The organism is Streptomyces longispororuber (assembly GCF_024448165.1).
Classification (GTDB): Bacteria; Actinomycetota; Actinomycetes; order Streptomycetales; family Streptomycetaceae; genus Streptomyces; species Streptomyces longispororuber_A.
The window spans coordinates 17,911-38,392 of sequence record NZ_JAMOLN010000089.1; the positions used below are offsets into that span (position 1 = coordinate 17,911).

The following is a 20,482-nucleotide window of genomic DNA, read 5'->3' on the forward strand; positions in this document are numbered from 1 at the left end:
ACGTGACACGCAAGACGGTGCGCATCGCCATGAATGGCGTGACGGGGCGCATGGGCTACCGCCAGCACCTCGTCCGCTCCATCCTCGCCCTGCGCGAGCAGGGCGGGCTCGACCTCGGCGACGGCACGGTGCTGTGGCCCGAGCCGGTCCTCGTCGGCCGCCGCGAGCACGCCCTGAAGGCGCTCGCGGAGAAGCACGGCCTGGACGAGGCGAACATCTCCACCGACGTCGACGCCGTCCTCGCCGACGACTCGATCGACATCTTCTTCGACGCCGCGATGACCTCCACCCGCGAGGACGTCCTCAAGCGGGCCATCGCCGCGGGCAAGCACGTCTACACCGAGAAGCCGACCGCGACCGGCCTCGACGGCGCCCTCGAACTGGCCCGCCTCGCCAAGGCCGCGGGCGTCAAGTCCGGTGTCGTCCAGGACAAGATCTTCCTGCCGGGCCTGCTCAAGCTGAAGCGCCTCATCGACGGCGGCTTCTTCGGCAAGATCCTCTCCGTGCGCGGCGAGTTCGGCTACTGGGTCTTCGAGGGCGACTGGCAGGAAGCCCAGCGCCCGTCGTGGAACTACCGCTCCGAGGACGGCGGCGGCATCGTCGTCGACATGTTCCCGCACTGGGAGTACGTGCTCCACGAGCTGTTCGGCCGGGTCACGTCCGTGCAGGCGCTCATCGCCACGCACGTCCCGCAGCGCTGGGACGAGAACGGCAAGCCCTACGACGCCACCGCCGACGACGCCGCGTACGGCATCTTCGAACTCGACGGCGGCGCCGTCGCCCAGATCAACTCCTCCTGGGCCGTGCGCGTCAACCGCGACGAGCTCGTCGAGTTCCAGGTCGACGGCACGGAGGGCTCCGCCGTCGCGGGCCTGCGCAACTGCCGCGTCCAGCACCGCAGTGCCACGCCGAAGCCGGTGTGGAACCCCGACATCCCCGCCACGTACTCGTTCCGCGAGCAGTGGCAGGAGGTCCCCGACAACGCCGAGTTCGACAACGGCTTCAAGGCGCAGTGGGAGCTCTTCCTCAAGCACGTCTACGCCGACGCGCCCTACCAGTGGGACCTGCTGGCCGGCGCCCGTGGCGTGCAGCTCGCCGAGCTGGGCCTGCGGGCGTCCGCCGAGGGCCGCCGCGTCGACGTTCCGGAGATCACGCTGTGACGATCCGACTCCCGGACGGCCAGGGCGGACTGCGGGCCTACGAGCCCCGCGCCACGCCCCTGTCCTTCGATACCGGCGCGCCGCTCGCCTCGCGCGTCGTCTTCTCGGCCGCGCACGTCGTCGCCGACCCGTTCGCCGACACGACCCCGGACTCACCGGCCGCCGTCGACTGGGACGCCACCCTCGCCTTCCGCCGCCACCTGTGGTCGCACGGCCTCGGCGTGGCGGAGGCCATGGACACGGCGCAGCGCGGCATGGGCCTGGACTGGGCGGGCGCCGCCGAGCTCATCGAGCGCTCGGCGGCCGAGGCGCGGTCCGTCGGCGGACGCATCGCGTGCGGCGTCGGCACCGACCAGCTCACCGCACCCGCGAAGGACCTGGCCGAGGTGCGGGCCGCCTACGAGGAACAGCTCGCGCTCGTGGAGGGGACGGGCGCGCAGGCGATCCTCATGGCGTCCCGCGCCCTCGCCGCCGTCGCCAAGGGCCCCGAGGACTACCTCGACGTCTACGGCCACCTGCTGCGCCAGGCCACCGAACCCGTCGTCCTGCACTGGCTGGGCCCGATGTTCGACCCGGCCCTGGAGGGCTACTGGGGCTCCGCCGACCTGGACGCCGCGACCGAGACGTTCCTCGACGTCATCGCCGCGCACCCGGACAAGGTCGACGGCATCAAGGTCTCGCTCCTGGACGCCCGGCGCGAGGTCGACCTGCGCCGCCGCCTGCCCAAGGGCGTGCGCTGCTACACGGGCGACGACTTCAACTACCCCGAACTGATCGCGGGCGACGACCGCGGCTTCTCGCACGCCCTGCTCGGCATCTTCGACCCGCTGGGCCCGCTCGCCGCGCAGGCGGTCCGCGTCCTCGACACGGGGGACGCGAAGGGATTCCGTGAACTCCTCGACCCCACGGTCGAGTTGTCCCGGCACCTCTTCCAGGCGCCGACCCGCTTCTACAAGACCGGCGTCGTCTTCCTGGCCTGGCTCTCCGGCCACCAGGACCACTTCACCATGGTCGGCGGACTGCAGTCGGCACGCTCGCTGCCGCACTTCGCGCGGGCCTACGAACTGGCCGACGGCCTCGGCCTGTTCCCGAACCCGGAGCTGGCGGAGGCCCGGATGAAGAACCTGCTCGCCCTGTACGGAGTGTCATCGTGACCGCGGACCCGCGCTTCTCCATCAACCAGATGACGGTCAAGCAGCTCAGCCTGCCCGAACTGGCCGACTCCTGCCGGGAGTCGGGCGTCCAGTACGTCGGCACCTGGCGCGAGCCCGTCCAGGCGTACGGCGTCGAGGCGGCGGCGAAGCTGCTGCGCGACGCCGGTCTCGGTGTCACCACGCACTGCCGGGGCGGCTTCCTCACCGCGATCGACGCGACCGAGCGCAAGGCGGCGATCGAGGACAACAAGCGGGCCGTCGACGAGGCCGTCACCCTCGGCACGGACGTCCTGGTCCTGGTCTCGGGCGGACTGCCGGCCGGGTCCTACGACCTGCCGGGCGCGCGGGAGCGGATCGCCGACGCACTCGTCGAACTCGCCCCGTACGCCGCCGAGCAGGGGGTGCGGCTCGCCATCGAACCGCTGCACCCGATGTACGCGGCCGACCGGTGCGTCGTCTCGACCCTCGCACAGGCCCTGGACATCGCCGAGCGGTTCCCGGCCCACCAGGTCGGCGTCTGCGTGGACACGTACCACATCTGGTGGGACGACACCGCGCCCGCGCAGATCGCCCGGGCGGGGGCGCAGGGCCGCATCGCGACGTTCCAGCTCGCCGACTGGACGACCCCGCTGCCGGAGGGCGTCCTCAACGGGCGTGGCCAGATCGGTGACGGGGCGATCGACATGCGGTACTGGCGGGGGCTGGTGGAGGCCCAGGGCTACGCCGGCCCCATCGAGGTCGAGCTCTTCAACGACGGGCTGTGGGCCCGCGACGGCCGAGAGGTCCTCGCGGAGACGGCCGACCGTTTCACGCGTCACGCCGCCTGACCGGTCGACCGTCGGTGCCTGCTCGCGCAGTTCCCCGCGCCCCTGAGATGCGCACTCCGTGCGCCATCTCGGGGGAAGGCGCGGCGTAGCCGCAGCCTTCAGGGGCGCGGGGAACTGCGCGAGAAGCCCCACCGGCCCGCACCCGCCCACGCCGCACGAGGTCCCACGGTGAACAGGCGGCTACCGCTTCCGCGCGGCGCGCTTGCTCATGACCGCCAGCACCACAGGAATCAGCATCTCGATCCCGCGCGCCACGTTCGCCGCGGGCAACCCCGTCTTCTTGGCGACCGCGTTGGCCACCGGCCGGCTCATCTTCGCGAGGAGCCCCGCCAGCAGCCCGCCGGAGGCGAGCCCGCCCAGCGTGGCGACGCCCTGCAGGGGCGGCGCCTCGGCCTCGGCGATGGCGTCCCGGACCTCCTGCGCCCCTTCGGGCCCCTCGTCCGCCCGCTCCCGCAGGCCGCCCGAGAGCGCCGAGACGGTGCTGCCGACGACGTCCTGCGCCCCGGAGGGGTCCGTGCCCAGCAGGCCCGCGAGCTCGTGCAGCCGGTCGTCGCCGAGCTCGTCGATGACGTCCTTCTCCAGCGAGTTTTCCGACGATTGTTCGCTCATGCGTCAAACGCTACGACTGCCCCGTAATGTCGGCACGCTGAAAATCCAGCCAAGAAAATGCTGCCGGGGCGTGCAACCTTTCCGGAGCACGACGGGTCGTACGTGGCGTCGGAACTTTTGGAGGGGGATCTGGGGGGATCTGGGAAGTTCTGACACGGAGGGGAAAGCCCGAGGGGCCCGGTCCGCGGACCGGGCCCCTCGCAGCACGTCGGGGTTCGTGCGGCGCGCCGGGATCAGAAGAAGACGCCGCAGCGCAGCAGCACGTTCGCGAAGGGACGCGCCTCCCCGGTGCGGACGACGAGCTTCGCGTCCGCCGACAGTGCCTTCAGCTCCTCGTGGGTGACGTAGGAGAGCGACGGCACCCGCTCCCGCAGCAGCTCGGCGGCGGACGGGTTCGCGGAGCGCACCTCGCGCGCCGCCGTCCCCGCCTCGACCACCAGCTCGTCGAGGAGCCCGTCGAGCACCTCGGCGAACGACGGCACCCCGGCCCGGAAGGCGAGGTCGACGAGGCGCGGACCGGCCGGCACCGGCATCCCCGCGTCGCACACGAGGACCCCGTCCCCGTGCCCCAACTCGGCGATGGCGCCCGCCAGATGACGGTTGAGTATCCCGGACTTCTTCACAGCGAGGCGACCTCTTCGGCCGTCGGGTACGACGCCTGCGCGCCCTCCTTCGTGACGGCGGCGGCACCGACCTTCGCCGCGTAGGCGGCCGCGTCGGCCAGGGACTCGCCGGTGCCGAGCCGCCAGGCGAGCGCCGCCGTGAAGGCGTCACCCGCACCCGTCGTGTCCACGGCCTTGACCTTCACCGCGGCCACCCGCTCCGATCCCGCCGCGTCCGCGACGAGCGCGCCCTCCGCGCCCAGCGTGATCACGACCGAGCGCGGGCCGAGCGCCAGCAGCTGCCGCGCCCAGTCCTCGGGGGTCGCCCCCAGTTCCGTACCGGAGGCATCGGCGATGACCTGCGCCTCGTGCTCGTTCACGATCAGCGGGTCGCAGGCCGCGAGCACCTCGTCCGGCAGCGGCGCGGGCGGCGACGGGTTGAGGACGAGCCGGGCCCCGTCGGCGACCGACCGCGCGACCTCCGCGACCGACTCCAGCGGGATCTCCAGCATCACGGAGACGACCCGGGCGCCCGCGAACAGCTCGCCCGCCGCCCGCACGTCGTCCGGCGTGAGCCGGCCGTTCGCACCCGGCGACACCACGATCGAGTTGTCGCCCGACGGGTCGACGGTGATCAGCGCGACCCCGGTGGGCGCCCCGCCGACCAGCACGCCCGACGTGTCCACGCCCGCCGACTCCATCGACCCGCGCAGCAGCGCCCCGTGGCCGTCGTCCCCGATCCGCGCGAGCAGCGCCGTGCGGGCCCCGAGCCGGGCGGCGGCGACCGCCTGGTTGGCGCCCTTGCCGCCCGGGTGGACCACCAGGTCGGAGCCGAGGACGGTCTCCCCGGCGCCGGGGCGCCGCTCGACGCCCACGACCAGGTCCGCGTTGGCGGACCCCACGACGAGGAGGTCGTACGTGTTCATGCTGCACCTTTCTTCGTACGTCACCGCAAAGGCTACGAGAGCGGCAGAGGTTCAGGACGCCCGGAGCGTCACTTGAACGCGGCGACGTTCTTCTCGGTCACGACCTTCACCGGCACCTTCACCGCGTCGGGGATCTCGTCGTCCTGCGCCGCCTTGATCGCGTTCTGCACGGCCATCCTGCCGAGTTCGCGCGGCTGCTGGGCGACCGACGCGTAGAGCGTGCCCGCCTCGACCGCCTTGAAGCCGTCGGGGGTGCCGTCGAAGCCGACGACGTCGACCGACGTGCCGGCCTTGGCGCCGAGGGCCTTGATCGCGCCGAGCGCCATCTCGTCGTTCTCGGCGAAGACGCCGTCGACGTCCGGGTGCGACTGGAGCAGGTTCGTCATGACGTCCAGGCCCTTGGTGCGGTCGAAGTCCGCGGGCTGCTTCGCGACGACCTTGATGCCCGGGAACTCCTTGATGCCCGCGGCGAACCCGGCGCCGCGCTCCCGGCTCGCGGACGTACCGGCCTGGCCCTGGAGGATCACGATGGTGCCCTTGCCGCCGAGCTTGTCGGCGAGGGTCTTCGCGGCCTGCCTGCCGCCCGCGACGTTGTCGGAGGCGACGAGCGTGGCCGTCTTCGCCTTGTTCACGCCGCGGTCGGCGGCGACCACGGGGATGTCCGCCTTGTTGGCGCCGCGCACGGACGGTCCGACGGCGTCGGAGTCGACCGGGTTCACGATGACCGCGCCCATGCCCCCGCTGGTGAAGTTCTGCAGCTGGTTGGCCTGCTGCGACGCGTCGTTCTGGGCGTCCGTCACCGTCAGCTTGACGCCCTGCTTCTTCGCCTCGGCCTGCGCGCCCGCCCGCATCTCCGTGAAGAACGGGTTGTTGAGCGTGGAGACGGCCATGCCGATCTTCAGGTCCTTCTTGCCGCCGGAGGAGCCCGTGTTGTTCCACAGGGCGAGGCCGCCGACGATCGCCGCGGCGACGACCGCCGCGATCACGTACTGCAGCGCCTGCTGGGGACCGGGCGACCCGGTGCCCGCGGCGGTCGGCGTGGCACCGGCCTTGCGGCGCACCGTGTCGAGCAGCACCGCGAGGGCGATCACGACGCCGATGACGACCTGCTGCCAGAAGGCGGACACGGACAGCAGGTTGAGGCCGTTGCGCAGCACCGCGAGGATCAGCGCGCCGATGAACGTGCCCGACGCCTTGCCCACACCACCGGCGAGGGAGGCGCCGCCGATGACGACGGCGGCGATGGCGTCCAGCTCGTAGCCCTGCGCGGCCTGCGGCTGCGCGGAGGCGAGGCGGGAGGCCAGCACGATGCCCGCGACGGCCGCGAACAGGCCCGACAGGCCGTAGATGACGAGCTTCTGCCGCTTGACCCGCAGACCGGAGAGGCGGGCCGCCTCCTCGTTGCCGCCGATCGCGTACATGGAACGGCCGATGAACGTCCGGCCGAGCACGACCGCGGTGACGAGACCCATCACGACCATCACGATGACCGGCACCGGCAGCCAGCCGCCCAGCGTGTCACCGAGCTTGGAGACCGAGTCCGGGAACGGGATCGGGGAGCCCTGCGAGATCACCAGCGACAGACCGCGCCCGACCGACAGCATCGCCAGCGTCGCGATGAACGGCGGGAGCTTGCCGTACGAGATCAAGGCGCCGTTGACGAAACCGCACGCCAGACCCGTGAGGACGGCCAGGAGCACGGCTATCGCGACGGGCACGCCCTCGTTCGTCGCCGCCCACGCGAGGACGGTGGCCGACAGGGCCGCCACGGAGCCGACCGACAGGTCGATGCCCGCCGAGACGATGACGAAGGTGACACCGAACGCGAGGATGGCCGTCACGGCCGCCTGCACACCCACGTTCAGCAGGTTCTGCGTGGTGAGGAAGTCGCCGGACAGCAGCGACATCACGATGACCAGGACGACCAGCGCGGTCAGCGCCCCGTTGTCGAGCAGCAGCCGCAGCAGGCTCCCGTTCTTGGCCTGGGTGCTCTTCTTGAGTGTTTCAGTGGTCACGGGAGCCCTCCTCCTGGGTCTGGGTCTGGGTGTTGCTGACGGCGAGCGCCATCACGGAGTCCTGCGTGGCGTCCTCGGCGGCGAGTTCACCGGCGATGCGTCCCTGCGCCATCACCAGGACCCGGTCGCTCATGCCCAGGACTTCGGGAAGATCGCTGGAGATCATGAGCACGGCGTGCCCGGCGGCCGTCAGTTCGTTGACGAGCTGGTAGATCTCGACCTTCGCGCCGACGTCGATGCCGCGCGTCGGCTCGTCGAGGATCAGCACCTTGATGTCGGCGAGCAGCCACTTGCCGATGACGACCTTCTGCTGGTTGCCGCCGGACAGCGTGCGCACGTGCTGGCCCAACCCGGCCATCCGTACGCCCAGTTGGGACGCGATCCGCTCGGCAGCGGTGTGCTGGCCCCTGCGGTCGACGAACCCGCCGCGGGTCGCCGCGCGCATCGTGACGAGCCCCAGGTTCTCCTCCACCGACTGGTCGAGGACGAGGCCCTGCCCCTTGCGGTCCTCGGGCACCAGCCCGACCCCGGCGGCCATCGCGGCGATCACGTCGTGCCGCGGCAGCGCGGTGCCCGCGACCTCGACGGACCCCCGGTCGTACGGATCGGCGCCGAAGACGGCCCTGACGACCTCCGTGCGGCCCGCGCCGACGAGTCCGGCGATGCCGACGACCTCACCGGCCCGCACCTCGAAGCTCACGTCGTGGAAGACGCCGTCCCGGGTCAGGCCCTCGACCTTCAGCAACGCGCCGCCGGTGTCCGGCCGTTCACGCGGGTACTGCTGCTCGATGGAGCGGCCGACCATGAGGCGGACGAGCTCGTCCTCGGGGGTCGAGGCGGGCACCTGGCCCACGCTGCGCCCGTCCCGGATGACGGTGACCCGGTCGCCGAGCGCCGCGATCTCCTCCAGGTGGTGGGTGATGAAGACGACGCCGACGCCGTCCTCGCGCAGCGCCCGCACGATCGCGAAGAGCTTCTCGACCTCCTCGGAGGTGAGCACCGCGGTCGGCTCGTCCATGATCAGTACGCGCGCGTCCAGGCTCAGCGCCTTCGCGATCTCGACCATCTGGAGCCGGGCGATGCCGAGTTCACGCACCCGCGCGCGGGGCGACACGTTGACGCCCACGCGCGCGAGGAGCGCCTCGGCGTCGCTCTCCATCTTCTTCCGGTCGATCAGCCCGAAGCGGCGCGGCTGGCGGCCCAGGAAGATGTTCTCGGCGACCGTCAGATCGGGAACGAGGTTGAACTCCTGGTAGATGGTCGCGATCCCGAGCCGCTCGGCGTCCTGCGCACCATGGATACGGACCTGCTCGCCGCCGACGGTGATGCGGCCCTCGTCGGGCGTGTAGGCGCCGGAGAGCATCTTGATGAGCGTGCTCTTGCCGGCCCCGTTCTCGCCGAGCAGGACGTGCACCTCGCCGCGGCGCAGGTCGAAGTCGACGCTGTCGAGCGCGACGACGCCGGGGAAGGTCTTCCGTATCCCTTCGATACGCAGCAACTCCGCCGGGTTGCCCTGTTGTTCGACCGGGGTCACCGGGTGCTCCTCTCCGTTGAGGTACGCGGGTGGGGGGATTCGCCGCAGGAACGCCGTACGACGAGGTGGGCGGGGAGCGTCACCGACTGCGGGGTGCGCCCCTCGATGCGGTCGACCAGGGCGCGCACGGCGGCCCGGCCGAGGTCCTTGGTGGGCTGCGCGATCGCCGTCACCGGCGGATCGGTGTGCACGAACCAGGGGATGTCGTCGAAGGCGGCGAGCGCGATGTCGGCCGGGACGCGCAGCCCGCGCGCGCGGATGGCGTCCAGCGCGCCGAGCGCCATGAGGTTGTCGGCCGCGAAGACGACCTCGGGCGGCTCGGCGAGATCCAGGAAGCCGTCCACCACCCGGCGCCCGCTGTCCGCCTGGAAGTCGCCCTGCCCAATGTAGGCGTCCGGCAGCTCCAGCTCGTACGAGGCGAGGGCCTCCCGGAAGGCGTCGACGCGTTCGCTGCCGGTGGTCGTGGCGGCCGGTCCCGCGATGATGGCGAGCCGGCGGTGCCCGAGCCGGTGCAGGTGCGCGACCAGGTCCCGGATCGCGGCCCGTCCGTCGGAGCGCACGACGGGCACGTCGACGCCCGGGATCCACCGGTCGACGAAGACCATCGGGGTGCCGGTGCGGGCCGCGGCCAGCATGAGCGGGGAGCCGCCGTCGGTGGGGGAGACGAGCAGCCCGTCGATGCGCCGGTCCAGCAGGTTCTGGACGTGGTGGTCCTGCAGGTCGGGCCGCTCGTCGGCGTTGCCGATGATGACGCTGTAGCCGAGGGCGCGGGCCTCCTCCTCGACGGAGCGGGCCAGCTCGGTGAAGTACGGGTTCAGCACGTCGCTGATGACCAGGCCGAGGGTGCGGGTCTGGTGGGTGCGCAGGGAACGGGCCACCGCGTTGGGCCGGTAGCCCAGCGACTCCACGGCGGCCATGACCCGGGTGCGCGCGTCCGGACTGACGGACGGATGGCTGTTCAGGACGCGGGAGACCGTGGCGACGGACACCCCGGCCGCGGCCGCGACGTCCTTGATGCTCGCGCTCGAAGACACCACGGGCCACCTCCTTGTGGCTGCGTGCGCGCATGCGGGTCCGGGCTCATCTGGGAAGAGCAGGCCGCACATGTGCATGGAATCGATTACATGAGGGATTGGAATCGATTACACGGGTCCGTGGCAAGAGGGGTTCCGGTTGTCGTGACCGGATCGTGATGGAGCGGGAGTGATGGCGGGGGCTTTGTCGGTGCCGCGTGCGATGGTGGAGGACCCACGACGGCACGGGCCGTATCGGCACACGGAGACGGAGCACAGGACTGTGAACCACGCGCAGCTCACCGCACTCGGCCGCGCCCTGCGCCTGCTCGGCGAGCACGGCGAGGGCCTCACCGGGGACACGTCGGACGCCAAGCTCCACGAGGTGCGCGGCGATGTGAAGCGCGCCCTCGAGCTGCTCGACGACACGGTCACCGGCTCGGCGCCGACGACCCGCTGCCCCGAGCACCCCCAGGGCGCGGTCGACGAGTCGGCGCCCGACCTGTGCCTGCTCTGCGAGACCCGCCGCCGCCAGGCCCGCCGCTCCGAGTTCGGCGGCGGCCCCGCCCGCCCGCGCACCGAGCAGCAGCCGGTCCTGTCGCGGTACGGCACGCGCGAGGACCGCCCGCAGCCCCAGCAGCGCTGGATCCCCGAGATGTGGACCGGCCAGGTCTGGCAGCTCTGCGGCACCCCGCGCCACGACCGCCGCGAGGCGGACCTGTACCTGGCGGCCCAGCGCCGCCGCCCGGACGCCGCGATGGCGTACCGCCTGGTGCACGAGTTCACCGACTACGAGGTCGTGCGGGTGTGGGGCACGCCGGTGAAGGTCGACGTGGAGCCGATGGGCGGGGTGTGAGCCCTGCCCGGTGACGGGTCCTAGGCGGCCTTGTCCTCGGCGAGCGTCTGCGCCACCAGCGCGTTGGCGTGACCGTGGCCCAGGCCGTGCTCGGCCTTGAGCCAGTTCACCAGCTCCATGTGCTTGGTCAGCGGCGAGCTGCGGATGAGGCCCTGCCAGTGCGCGATCGGCTCGCCGTACTTCTTCTCGATGGACGGGAAGTAGCTGGCGGGGCCCTTGGCGGCGGGGGTCGTGGTCATGGCGTGGTCCTGTCCGGTCCGTGGTGAACGTGTCGGGAGTGTAGACCGGTGGACCGGGGAAAACTCATCGGTCCCGTGCGCCCCGATGATGTTTCCGTTCGGAGTGCGTTTCTTCCGCGACCGCCGCGGCCGCCGCCAGATCCAGCAACTCGCCCAGCAGCGGCACCAGTTCCGCCGGCAGCGGCGTCTCGTCCCTGACCGCCTGCGTGCGGCGCCACACCAGTGCCGCCGCCAGCAGCGGGCGCAGCCGGGGCCACCGCTCCGCCGTCCAGGCCGCCGCCTCGCCCTTGTCCGCCAACTCGCCCGCCGTCAGGGCGCGCAGGGCCCGGCACGCGGTCAGGACGACGTACGCGTGGCCGCCGCGATGGCGCACCCCGGGCGCCCGGCGGCGCAGCTCCGCGACGGAGTCGACGAGCGCGAGCCGCACCTCCCCGGCGTCCGCCGGCGCGAGCGCCTCGCGCGCCGGACGGCCCGCCAGGGTCAGGCCCGTCTCCCGGACCAGGGCGCGCGTGAGCGCCCAGCGGGGTGCCACCCGCACCGTGTGCGGCGGTTCACCGGGAGACACCACGAACAGCGGGTGCAGCAGACCGCCCGAGAGGGCCGCGGCGGGCGCGCAGGTGAGGTCGAGCCGGTCGCGGAACCCGGGATGCGCGCGCAGGATCTGCGCATGCGCCGCGGCCAACTCGTCTGTGTCCAGGTCGAGTTCACCCTCGATGCCGATCAGTACGTCGATGTCGCTGACGCCCCGGTCGAACGACCCCGTCACCGCCGACCCGTACAGCCACACCCCGATCAGCCGCTCCCCGACCGGTGGTGCCACCGCCGTCAGCAGGTCGGGCAGCACCCGCCGCACGCTCACCGGCGGCCCGGCCGCCCCGGCCGCCCCGTCCGTCCCACCCGCTCCAGTCGCTGCGCTCACCCCGGAACCGTACGCGCCGCACCGGAATTCGGGAAGGGCCGGGAATTCGGCCGTGCGCGACAAAAGGAAAAAGGCAAAGCCCCTTCGGCCGCGTAAGGAGGGGACGCGGCCGAAGGGGCTTCGACTATGGGTGAAACCCTATGCGAAGGGGAATGCGCGAGGGTCTCAGACGATGCGCTCGGGAGCGTCGAACTGGTCGACGGGGGCGTTGTTGCAGGCGGTGACCGGACCGCCGAGGACGTTGCCGCCCACGCCCTGGGCCGCGGGGACGGCGCAGCGCAGGTCGACGTCGACGAACGGGGCGCCGTAGCTGTTCAGGATGCCGCCCGGGTCGCCGGCGATGGCCACGTCACCGTTGCTGGTGGCGAACTCGGAGGCGCCCGTGCCGCTGGTGGTCTCGCCGTTGGCGACGCGCGCGGCCTGGTTCATGTCGTGCGCGCTGGTCTGCATGTTCTCGGCCTCCGGGCCGCCGGTGTGGGCCACGGCCGCACCCGTGCTGCCGACGGTCGCGGCGGCTGCGGCGGTCGCCAGTGCGGCGCCGGCCAGAACCTTGCGGATCATTTCTTCTCCATTTGTCCGGGGGTGACGAAAGTCGCCTTTATTGTGCGACGTGCGATCTGCCGAAACGGCCTTGAATTGAATTCGGTCACGCAAGGTTTGGGCGGTGTCATTCATTCGGACCTCTGATTCCCTCGCGGCCCGCCCGAACGGACGCAGAAAAGCTTCAAGGTGCAGGTTCTTCCGGAGGGCTGTCCCGTTGTCGGACCCCACCGATACGGTCGGATCATGGCGAAGCAGCAGGCGGCGGCCGCGCGGCCGATGGCGGTGCTCGAGGGAGTCCTCGAGCGGATCACGTTTGCCAGCGAGGAGACGGGTTACACCGTGGCGCGCGTGGACACCGGCAGAGGCGCCGGTGACCTGCTGACCGTGGTCGGCTCGCTGCTCGGCGCGCAGGTGGGGGAGTCGCTGCGGATGGAGGGCCGCTGGGGCTCCCACCCGCAGTACGGCAAGCAGTTCACCGTGGAGAACTACACGACGGTGCTGCCCGCCACGATCCAGGGCATCCGCCGCTATCTCGGCTCGGGCCTCGTCAAGGGGATCGGCCCGGTCTTCGCCGACCGCATCACCCAGCACTTCGGGCTCGACACCCTCGACATCATCGAGCAGGAGCCGAAGCGGCTCGTCGAGGTGCCGGGCCTCGGCCCCAAGCGCACCAAGAAGATCGCCGACGCCTGGGAGGAGCAGAAGGCCATCAAGGAGGTGATGCTCTTCCTGCAGAGCGTCGAGGTGTCCACCTCCATCGCGGTGCGGATCTACAAGAAGTACGGGGACGCCTCCATCTCCGTGGTGAAGAACCAGCCGTACCGCCTGGCCTCGGACGTCTGGGGCATCGGCTTCCTCACCGCCGACCGCATCGCCCAGTCGGTCGGCATCCCGCACGACAGCCCCGAGCGCGTCAAGGCCGGTCTGCAGTACGCGCTGTCGCAGTCCACCGACCAGGGCCACTGCTTCCTGCCCGAGGAGCGCCTCATCGCCGACGCGGTGAAGCTGCTCCAGGTCGACACGGGCCTCGTCATCGAGTGCCTCGCCGAGCTCACCCTGCCGGACGAGGACTCCGGCGAGGTCGGGGTCGTCCGGGAGGAGGTGCCGGGCGAGGACGGGGTGGCGCCGGTCACCGCCGTGTACCTCGTCCCGTTCCACCGGGCCGAACTGTCGCTGTCCGCCCAGCTGTTGCGGCTGCTGCGCACGGGCGAGGACCGGATGCCCGCCTTCCGGGACGTGGTCTGGGACAAGGCGCTGACCTGGCTCTCCGGCCGTACGGGGGCGGAGCTCGCGCCCGAGCAGGAGGAGGCCGTCAAGCTCGCGCTCACCCAGAAGGTCGCCGTGCTCACCGGCGGGCCCGGCTGCGGCAAGTCGTTCACGGTCCGCTCGATCGTGGAGCTGGCGCGTGCGAAGAAGGCGAAGGTGGTCCTTGCCGCACCCACCGGCCGGGCCGCCAAGCGGCTGGCCGAACTGACGGGCGCGGAGGCGTCCACGGTCCACCGCCTGCTCGAACTCAAACCGGGAGGGGACGCCGCGTACGACAAGGACCGGCCGCTCGACGCCGACCTGGTCGTGGTGGACGAGGCCTCCATGCTCGACCTGCTCCTGGCCAACAAACTGGTGAAGGCCGTCCCGCCCGGCGCCCATCTGCTCTTCGTGGGGGACGTGGACCAGCTGCCGAGCGTGGGGGCGGGCGAGGTGCTGCGGGACATGCTCGCCGAGGAGAGCCCCGTCCCCGCCGTGCGCCTGACCCGCATCTTCCGCCAGGCCCAGGAGTCGGGCGTCGTCACGAACGCCCACCGGATCAACGCGGGGACACCGCCCCTCACCCAGGGACTCAAGGACTTCTTCCTGTTCGTGGAGGAGGACACCGAGGAGGCGGGCCGGCTCACCGTGGACGTGGCCGCCCGCCGCATCCCGGCCAGATTCGGCCTCGATCCGCGGCGCGACGTCCAGGTCCTCGCCCCCATGCACCGCGGCCCGGCCGGCGCGGGCACGCTGAACGGGCTGCTCCAGCAGGCGATCACCCCCGGCCGCCCCGAGCTGCCCGAGAAGCGGTTCGGCGGCCGCGTCTTCCGGGTCGGCGACAAGGTCACCCAGATCAGGAACAACTACGAGAAGGGGACGAACGGGGTGTTCAACGGCACGGTCGGGGTCGTCACCTCCCTCGACGCCGACGAGCAGAAGCTCACCGTCCTGACGGACGAGGACGAGGAGGTGCCCTACGACTTCGACGAGCTGGACGAGCTGGCTCATGCCTACGCTGTGACCATCCACCGCTCACAGGGCAGCGAGTACCCGTGCGTGGTGATCCCGGTGACGACCGGGGCCTGGATGATGCTTCAGCGGAATCTGCTCTACACGGCGGTCACCCGAGCCAAGAAGCTGGTGGTCCTGGTCGGTTCGCGGAAGGCTCTCGGCCAGGCGGTGCGCACGGTTTCGGCGGGTAGACGCTGTACTGCGCTCGATTTCCGGTTGTCCGGCGCGAACCTTCAAAAGTTTTGATCGATCAAATTCGTCGCGAAGGTCACAGAGCACTTCCGGAACCAGGGCGAAGGGGGCAGGATGAGCAGGTTAGACGGCACTGAGTGCCGCCAATAGGCCCAATGGTCGACCCCGAGTGCACTCTGCTGGGCCAAGTGGGGGATGGTAGAGACAGTCAGGGCACCTCGAAGAAGAGGCACTACGTCGGTGAGGGATGACGTGAGCGACAACTCTGTAGTACTGCGGTACGGCGATGGCGAGTACACCTACCCGGTGATCGACAGCACCGTCGGCGACAAGGGCTTCGACATCGGGAAGCTCCGGGCCCAGACCGGACTGGTGACCCTCGACAGCGGATACGGCAACACGGCCGCCTATAAATCCGCCATCACCTACCTCGACGGTGAGCAGGGCATCCTCCGGTACCGCGGCTACCCGATCGAGCAGCTGGCCGAGCGTTCCACCTTCACCGAGGTGGCCTACCTGCTGATCAACGGCGAGCTTCCCACCGTGGACGAGCTCGCCACTTTCAAGAACGACATCACGCAGCACACGCTGCTGCACGAGGACGTCAAGCGGTTCTACGACGGGTTCCCGCGCGACGCTCACCCGATGGCCATGCTGTCGTCGGTGGTCTCCGCGCTGTCCACCTTCTACCAGGACAGCCACAACCCGTTCGACGAGCAGCAGCGCAATCTTTCGACGATCCGCCTGCTCGCCAAGCTTCCGACGATCGCGGCGTACGCGTACAAGAAGTCGCAGGGCCACCCGGTGGTCTACCCGCGCAACGACCTCGGCTATGTCGAGAACTTCCTGCGCATGACGTTCTCCGTGCCGGCCGCCGAGTACGAGCTGGACCCGGTCGTCGTCTCCGCGCTGGACAAGCTGCTCATCCTGCACGCGGACCACGAGCAGAACTGTTCGACGTCCACCGTGCGTCTGGTCGGCTCCTCGCAGGCCAACATGTTCGCGTCGATCTCCGCGGGCATCTCGGCCCTGTGGGGTCCGCTGCACGGCGGTGCCAACCAGTCGGTGCTGGAGATGCTGGAAGGCATCCAGGCCTCCGGCGGCGACGTCGACACCTTCATCCGCAAGGTGAAGAACAAGGAAGACGGCGTGAAGCTCATGGGCTTCGGGCACCGCGTCTACAAGAACTTCGACCCCCGGGCGAAGATCATCAAGGCGGCGGCGCACGACGTCCTCTCGGCGCTCGGCAAGTCCGACGAGCTGCTGGACATCGCGCTGAAGCTGGAAGAGCACGCGCTGGCCGACGACTACTTCGTCGAGCGCAAGCTCTACCCGAACGTCGACTTCTACACCGGCCTGATCTACCGGGCCATGGGCTTCCCGACCGAGATGTTCACGGTGCTCTTCGCGCTGGGCCGTCTCCCGGGCTGGATCGCCCAGTGGCACGAGATGATCAAGGAGCCGGGTTCGCGCATCGGCCGCCCGCGCCAGATCTACACGGGCGTCGTCGAGCGGGACTTCGTCCCCGTAGAGCAGCGCTGAGCAGAAGCAGAATCAAGCCCCTCCGGCGATTGAGGAGCGGGGTCCGGGGCGGAGCCCCGTGGCCGTACGCCGTCTGACCGCCGGTGGGGACTGGGCGCGCAGTTCCCCGCGCCCCTGCAGGCGGAGCAGAAAGCGCCCCGCTGTCGGTCCCCCCACGGGCCGACAGTCGGGGCGCTTTCCTTTTCCCGGTGACGGATTCCCCCCACGGGATCCGGCCGGGTGTCTCGGTGTCCGCGTCGGCCGCCGGAACACGTACGTACGGGTGGGCCGCTCAAGCTCCCCGGTGCACGTGCCCCGGCCAACGCAGTCGGGTCCGTCCCCCAAGACGGGCCCGGTTGATACGGAAACGCCCCCCAAGACGTTCCTGCATCGCCTCCTTAGACTCACGAGACCTGCAAAGGGTTACGTTCTCATTAATGTGATCTGCGTCTCTTGCATATGTCCCGTGCGTACACAAGAGGCCCGATATGTAGATACGGGCCCCCGCGTGAGGATGATGCAATTGTGCCGTGTGGATTGTGTGGAGGTCCAGATCCGTCTAGGTGAACCTTCGTAGCCGCAGGCTGTTCGTCACGACGAAGACCGACGAGAAGGCCATGGCCGCGCCCGCGATCATCGGGTTCAGGAGCCCCGCGGCCGCCAGCGGCAGGGCGGCGACGTTGTAGCCGAAGGCCCAGAAGAGGTTGCCCTTGATCGTGGCGAGGGTGCGGCGGGAGAGCCGGATCGCGTCGGCCGCGACCCGCAGGTCCCCGCGGACGAGAGTGAGGTCGCCCGCCTCGATCGCCGCGTCCGCGCCGGTGCCCATGGCCAGGCCCAGGTCGGCGGTGGCCAGGGCGGCGGCGTCGTTGACCCCGTCGCCGACCATCGCCACGGTGCGGCCCTCGGCCCGCAGCCGCCGGATCACGTCGACCTTCTCCTGCGGCAGGACCTCGGCGATCACGTCGTCCGGGCCGATGCCGACCGCGTGCGCGACCGCCTCGGCCGAGGCCCGGTTGTCGCCGGTGAGCAGGACCGGTGCGAGGCCCAGGGCGCGCAGCTCGGCCACGGCCTCGGCGCTGGTCTCCTTGAGCGCGTCGGTCACCGTCAGGACGCCGCGTGCCGCCCCGTCCCAGGCGACCGCGACAGCCGTGGCCCCGGTGCTCTCGGCGGACCGCAGCGCCTCGGCCAGGGCGGGCGGCAGGGCGATCCCGGCGTCGGCCAGCAGCCGCTCGCGCCCGACGAGGACGGCGTGGCCCTCGACGGTGCCGCGCACGCCGAGACCGGGGACGTTGGTGAAGGCGCCGGCCGACGGCAGGGCGCCCGTGCGCTCGGCCGCGCCCGTCGCGACGGCGCGGGCGACCGGGTGCTCGGAGGCGTGCTCCACGGCGCCCGCGATGCGCAGCAGGTCCTTCTCGTCGACGCCGTGCGCGGGGTGGGCGGCGGCCAGCGTCATCCGGCCCGTCGTCACGGTGCCCGTCTTGTCCAGGACGACCGTGTCGACCGTACGCGTCGACTCCAGCGCCTCCGGCCCCTTGATGAGGATGCCGAGCTGGGCGCCGCGGCCGGTGCCGACCAGCAGGGCGGTGGGCGTGGCGAGCCCCAGCGCACAGGGGCAGGCGATGATCAGGACGGCCACGGCCGCGGTGAATGCCGCCGTGGTGTCGCCGGTGGCCAGCTGCCGGCCGAGCAGGGTGGCGAGCGCGATGACGATCACGACCGGGACGAACACCGCCGACACCCGGTCGGCCAGGCGCTGCACCTGGGCCTTGCCGGTCTGGGCGTCCTCGACGAGCCGGGCCATCCGGGCGAGCTGGGTGTCGGCGCCGACCCGGGTGGCCTCGACGACGAGCCGGCCGCCCGCGTTGACGGTCGCCCCGGTGACGGTGTCCCCGACGGTCACGTCGACCGGGACCGCCTCGCCGGTGAGCAGGGACGCGTCGACGGCGGAGGCGCCGTCGACGACCAGGCCGTCGGTCGCGATCTTCTCCCCGGGGCGGACGACGAAGCGGTCACCCGGCTTGAGCCGGTCCGCGGGGACGCGGGTCTCGGTGCCGTCCGGGCCGAGCAGGGCCACGTCCTTCGCCCCGAGTGCGAGCAGGGCGCGCAGCGCGGCGCCCGCGCTGCGCCTGGCCCGGGCCTCCAGGTGGCGGCCGAGGAGGATGAACGTGACGACGCCCGAGGCGACTTCCAGGTAGAGGGAGTCCGTGCCGGACACCAGCGCGTACAGGGACCAGCCGTACGCGGCGAGGGTGCCCAGGGAGACGAGGGTGTCCATGGTGGCCGCGGCGTGCCGGGCGTTCGTCCAGGCGGCGCGGTGGAACGGGAGGCCGCCCCACACGACCACGGGGGTGGCCAGGGCGAGGGTGAGCCACTGCCATCCGGCGAAGTGGAGCGCCGGGATCATGGAGAGGGCGATCACCGGGGCGGTGAGGACCGCCGAGACCGTCAGGCGACGGGCCGACGGCGTTTCGGTGTCCCGCGCCGCGGGGGCGTCCGACGCCTCGTCGCCCGCGGGTCCGTCGTGGTCGCTCGCGCAGGTCTCCGCGCCCCTGGCAGGGCGCACCTCGGCCGTGTAGCCGAGCCGGGTGATCGTCCCGATCAGGACGTCGGGATCGATGTCCCGGCCGTACGAGACCGTCGCGCGCTCCGTCGCGAGGTTGACCGTCGCGGTGACGCCGTCGAGGCGGTTGAGCTTCCGCTCGATGCGGGACGAGCAGGAGGCGCAGGTCATGCCGCCGATCGTGAGGTCGATCTCGGCGGTGGGAGCGGGTGGTGGTGCGTCCGTCATGGTGCCGTCGAGCCTACGGCGGAGGGGGCCGGTGCTGTGCCCGGCCCCCACCGCCCGTCCATCGCCCGCCCGGGCTCAGGCCTTGCCGACGAGCTCGTACCCGGCCTCGTCGACGGCGGCGCGGACCGCCTCCTCGTCGAGCGCGGACTCGGAGATCACGGTGACCTGACCGGTGGAGGCGACCGCCTTGACGGAGGAGACGCCGGCGAGCTCGGAGATCTCGCTCGACACGGCGCCCTCGCAGTGGCCGCAGGTCATGCCCTTCACCTGGTAGACGGTGGTGACGGCGCCTTCGGCGGCGGGGGCCGCGGCGTCCGTGTGGCAGGCACCGCCGCAGCAGGAACCGGCCGACTCTTCGCCGATCTGGGGGAGCTCGGTCTGGGCGCTCATGTCGTTCTCCTAGTGAATGGCCGTGCGGGGCTGCCGGGTACCCCCGGCATCTCCTGACGCACTCGACTCTATACCCCTAGGGGGTATTTTTCCAAGAGGGGTCGCGACGGGCGAGGGAGCGTACCCAGGCGAGCCCGGCCAGCGACACGAGCACCAGACCGCCCACCGAGAAGAGGGTGAAGAGGTGCTGCTGGGCGTCGGTGGGCTCGGGAATGTAGCCCTGGGCGAAGAGCTGGCGGTCCAGGCCGGTGCCGGTGACGCGGGCGACCAGCCAGATCGCGATGCCGTGCATCGAGTCCCACAGGGCGTGCAGCAGGGAGACGCCGAGATAGGTGAGGACCACCGGCCCGGCGAACCGGAAGCGGCCGTTCGGCCTGCGGAAGGAGAGCAGGACGGCGCCGGCGATCGCCGTCCACAGACCGTGGCCGAACGGGGCGAGCAGGCCGCGCAGCACCTCCGTCTCCAGCAGGGAGCGCAGGTCGATGCCCTTCATGGTGACCGCCGCGTTGAACGCGTAGCCCGCGCTCTCGAACGCCGCGAAGCCGAAGCCGACCGTGGCGCCCAGGACGAGACCGGCGCGCAGGCCGTGGACGCGGGGATGCCGGTGCAGCACGTACATCAGGGCGAGCAGCTTGACGGCCTCCTCGATGAGGCCGACGCCGACGAACATCCACACCGAGGGGTGGACGAGGTAGTACTCCATCACCGAGGCGCCGAGTACGCCGAGGATGCCGCCGATCAGGAAGCAGCCCAGGATCAGGTTCACGCCCAGGTCGCGGCCGTGCCGCTCGTACGCCCACAGCACGAAGGTGGCCGGCACGAGGAAGCTGCCGAGCATGATGAGGGTGGGGAGCAGGGTGGTGTTCTTGGTGGCGTAGGTGACGATCGCCGTCAGGATCCACAGGGCCAGACCGCCCCACAGACACCGCTTCCAG

The 20,482-nt window shown here is 71.3% G+C and carries 18 protein-coding genes; 6 read left to right on the forward strand and 12 right to left on the reverse strand.

Going from position 1 to position 20,482, the window contains the following annotated elements; genetic code table 11:
• The first annotated feature begins 2 nt into the window (after positions 1-2).
• The 3 genes from M4J07_RS24115 to M4J07_RS24125 are packed head-to-tail and all read left to right on the forward strand — an operon-like array spanning position 3 to position 3,141.
• Positions 3-1,160, forward strand: coding sequence for a Gfo/Idh/MocA family protein (locus M4J07_RS24115; RefSeq protein WP_255975074.1), 1,158 nt, complete (start codon positions 3-5; stop codon positions 1,158-1,160).
• Positions 1,157-2,314, forward strand: coding sequence for a dihydrodipicolinate synthase family protein (locus tag M4J07_RS24120; protein WP_255975075.1), 1,158 nt, complete (start codon positions 1,157-1,159; stop codon positions 2,312-2,314). Before M4J07_RS24115 ends, M4J07_RS24120 begins: the two co-directional genes overlap by 4 nt.
• Complete coding sequence (locus tag M4J07_RS24125) at positions 2,311-3,141, forward strand: sugar phosphate isomerase/epimerase family protein (RefSeq protein WP_255975076.1); 831 nt, start codon at positions 2,311-2,313, stop codon at positions 3,139-3,141. Before M4J07_RS24120 ends, M4J07_RS24125 begins: the two co-directional genes overlap by 4 nt.
• A gap of 180 nt (positions 3,142-3,321) precedes the next feature.
• On the opposite strand, the gene M4J07_RS24130 is transcribed toward M4J07_RS24125, so the two are convergent.
• The 6 genes from M4J07_RS24130 to M4J07_RS24155 all read right to left on the reverse strand — a co-directional run bounded on the left by M4J07_RS24130 (position 3,322) and on the right by M4J07_RS24155 (position 9,861).
• Positions 3,322-3,750: a DUF937 domain-containing protein gene (locus M4J07_RS24130; protein ID WP_255975077.1), complete on the reverse strand. Its 429-nt coding sequence runs from the start codon at positions 3,748-3,750 to the stop codon at positions 3,322-3,324.
• Between the two features lie 233 nt (positions 3,751-3,983).
• On the reverse strand, positions 3,984-4,373 hold the full coding sequence (gene rbsD / locus M4J07_RS24135; RefSeq protein ID WP_255975078.1) for a D-ribose pyranase: 390 nt from the start codon (positions 4,371-4,373) through the stop codon (positions 3,984-3,986).
• On the reverse strand, positions 4,370-5,278 hold the full coding sequence (locus tag M4J07_RS24140) for a ribokinase (protein WP_255975079.1): 909 nt from the start codon (positions 5,276-5,278) through the stop codon (positions 4,370-4,372). Before M4J07_RS24140 ends, rbsD begins: the two co-directional genes overlap by 4 nt.
• Before the next feature lie 68 nt (positions 5,279-5,346).
• Positions 5,347-7,293, reverse strand: a complete 1,947-nt coding sequence (locus M4J07_RS24145) for an ABC transporter permease/substrate-binding protein (protein WP_255975080.1) — start codon at positions 7,291-7,293, stop codon at positions 5,347-5,349.
• A complete protein-coding gene (locus M4J07_RS24150) occupies positions 7,283-8,827 on the reverse strand; it encodes a sugar ABC transporter ATP-binding protein (RefSeq protein WP_255975081.1) in 1,545 nt (514 codons plus the stop codon). Before M4J07_RS24150 ends, M4J07_RS24145 begins: the two co-directional genes overlap by 11 nt.
• Positions 8,824-9,861: a LacI family DNA-binding transcriptional regulator gene (locus M4J07_RS24155; protein ID WP_255975092.1), complete on the reverse strand. Its 1,038-nt coding sequence runs from the start codon at positions 9,859-9,861 to the stop codon at positions 8,824-8,826. Before M4J07_RS24155 ends, M4J07_RS24150 begins: the two co-directional genes overlap by 4 nt.
• A 262-nt stretch (positions 9,862-10,123) precedes the next feature.
• On the opposite strand from M4J07_RS24155, the gene M4J07_RS24160 reads away from it, so the two are divergent.
• The gene (locus M4J07_RS24160) at positions 10,124-10,696 is read left to right on the forward strand and encodes a hypothetical protein (RefSeq protein ID WP_255975082.1); all 573 of its coding nucleotides are present in this window, start codon (positions 10,124-10,126) and stop codon (positions 10,694-10,696) included.
• Between the two features lie 20 nt (positions 10,697-10,716).
• Here M4J07_RS24160 and M4J07_RS24165 read toward each other — a convergent pair whose 3' ends face one another.
• The 3 genes from M4J07_RS24165 to M4J07_RS24175 form a co-directional block, all read right to left on the reverse strand.
• Positions 10,717-10,935: a DUF4287 domain-containing protein gene (locus M4J07_RS24165; protein ID WP_255975083.1), complete on the reverse strand. Its 219-nt coding sequence runs from the start codon at positions 10,933-10,935 to the stop codon at positions 10,717-10,719.
• 64 nt (positions 10,936-10,999) lie between these two features.
• Positions 11,000-11,854 (reverse strand): aminoglycoside adenylyltransferase domain-containing protein, encoded by an 855-nt coding sequence (locus M4J07_RS24170; RefSeq protein WP_255975084.1) that lies wholly within the window; start codon positions 11,852-11,854, stop codon positions 11,000-11,002.
• 165 nt (positions 11,855-12,019) lie between these two features.
• Entirely contained in the window at positions 12,020-12,415 is a 396-nt protein-coding gene (locus M4J07_RS24175) for a hypothetical protein (protein ID WP_255975085.1), read from the reverse strand.
• 225 nt (positions 12,416-12,640) lie between these two features.
• On the opposite strand from M4J07_RS24175, the gene recD2 reads away from it, so the two are divergent.
• Entirely contained in the window at positions 12,641-14,902 is a 2,262-nt protein-coding gene (gene recD2, locus M4J07_RS24180; protein ID WP_255975086.1) for an SF1B family DNA helicase RecD2, read from the forward strand.
• Between the two features lie 198 nt (positions 14,903-15,100).
• Positions 15,101-16,390, forward strand: coding sequence for a citrate synthase (locus tag M4J07_RS24185; RefSeq protein ID WP_255975087.1), 1,290 nt, complete (start codon positions 15,101-15,103; stop codon positions 16,388-16,390).
• 538 nt (positions 16,391-16,928) lie between these two features.
• Here the strand turns inward: M4J07_RS24185 and M4J07_RS24190 are convergent.
• The 3 genes from M4J07_RS24190 to M4J07_RS24200 all read right to left on the reverse strand — a co-directional run.
• Positions 16,929-19,157, reverse strand: coding sequence for a heavy metal translocating P-type ATPase (locus M4J07_RS24190; protein WP_255975088.1), 2,229 nt, complete (start codon positions 19,155-19,157; stop codon positions 16,929-16,931).
• A gap of 75 nt (positions 19,158-19,232) precedes the next feature.
• The gene (locus M4J07_RS24195; protein WP_255975089.1) at positions 19,233-19,547 is read right to left on the reverse strand and encodes a heavy-metal-associated domain-containing protein; all 315 of its coding nucleotides are present in this window, start codon (positions 19,545-19,547) and stop codon (positions 19,233-19,235) included.
• A 76-nt stretch (positions 19,548-19,623) separates the two neighbouring features.
• Positions 19,624-20,482 (reverse strand): PrsW family intramembrane metalloprotease (locus M4J07_RS24200; protein WP_255975090.1); only part of this gene is annotated, 859 nt, incomplete at its 5' end.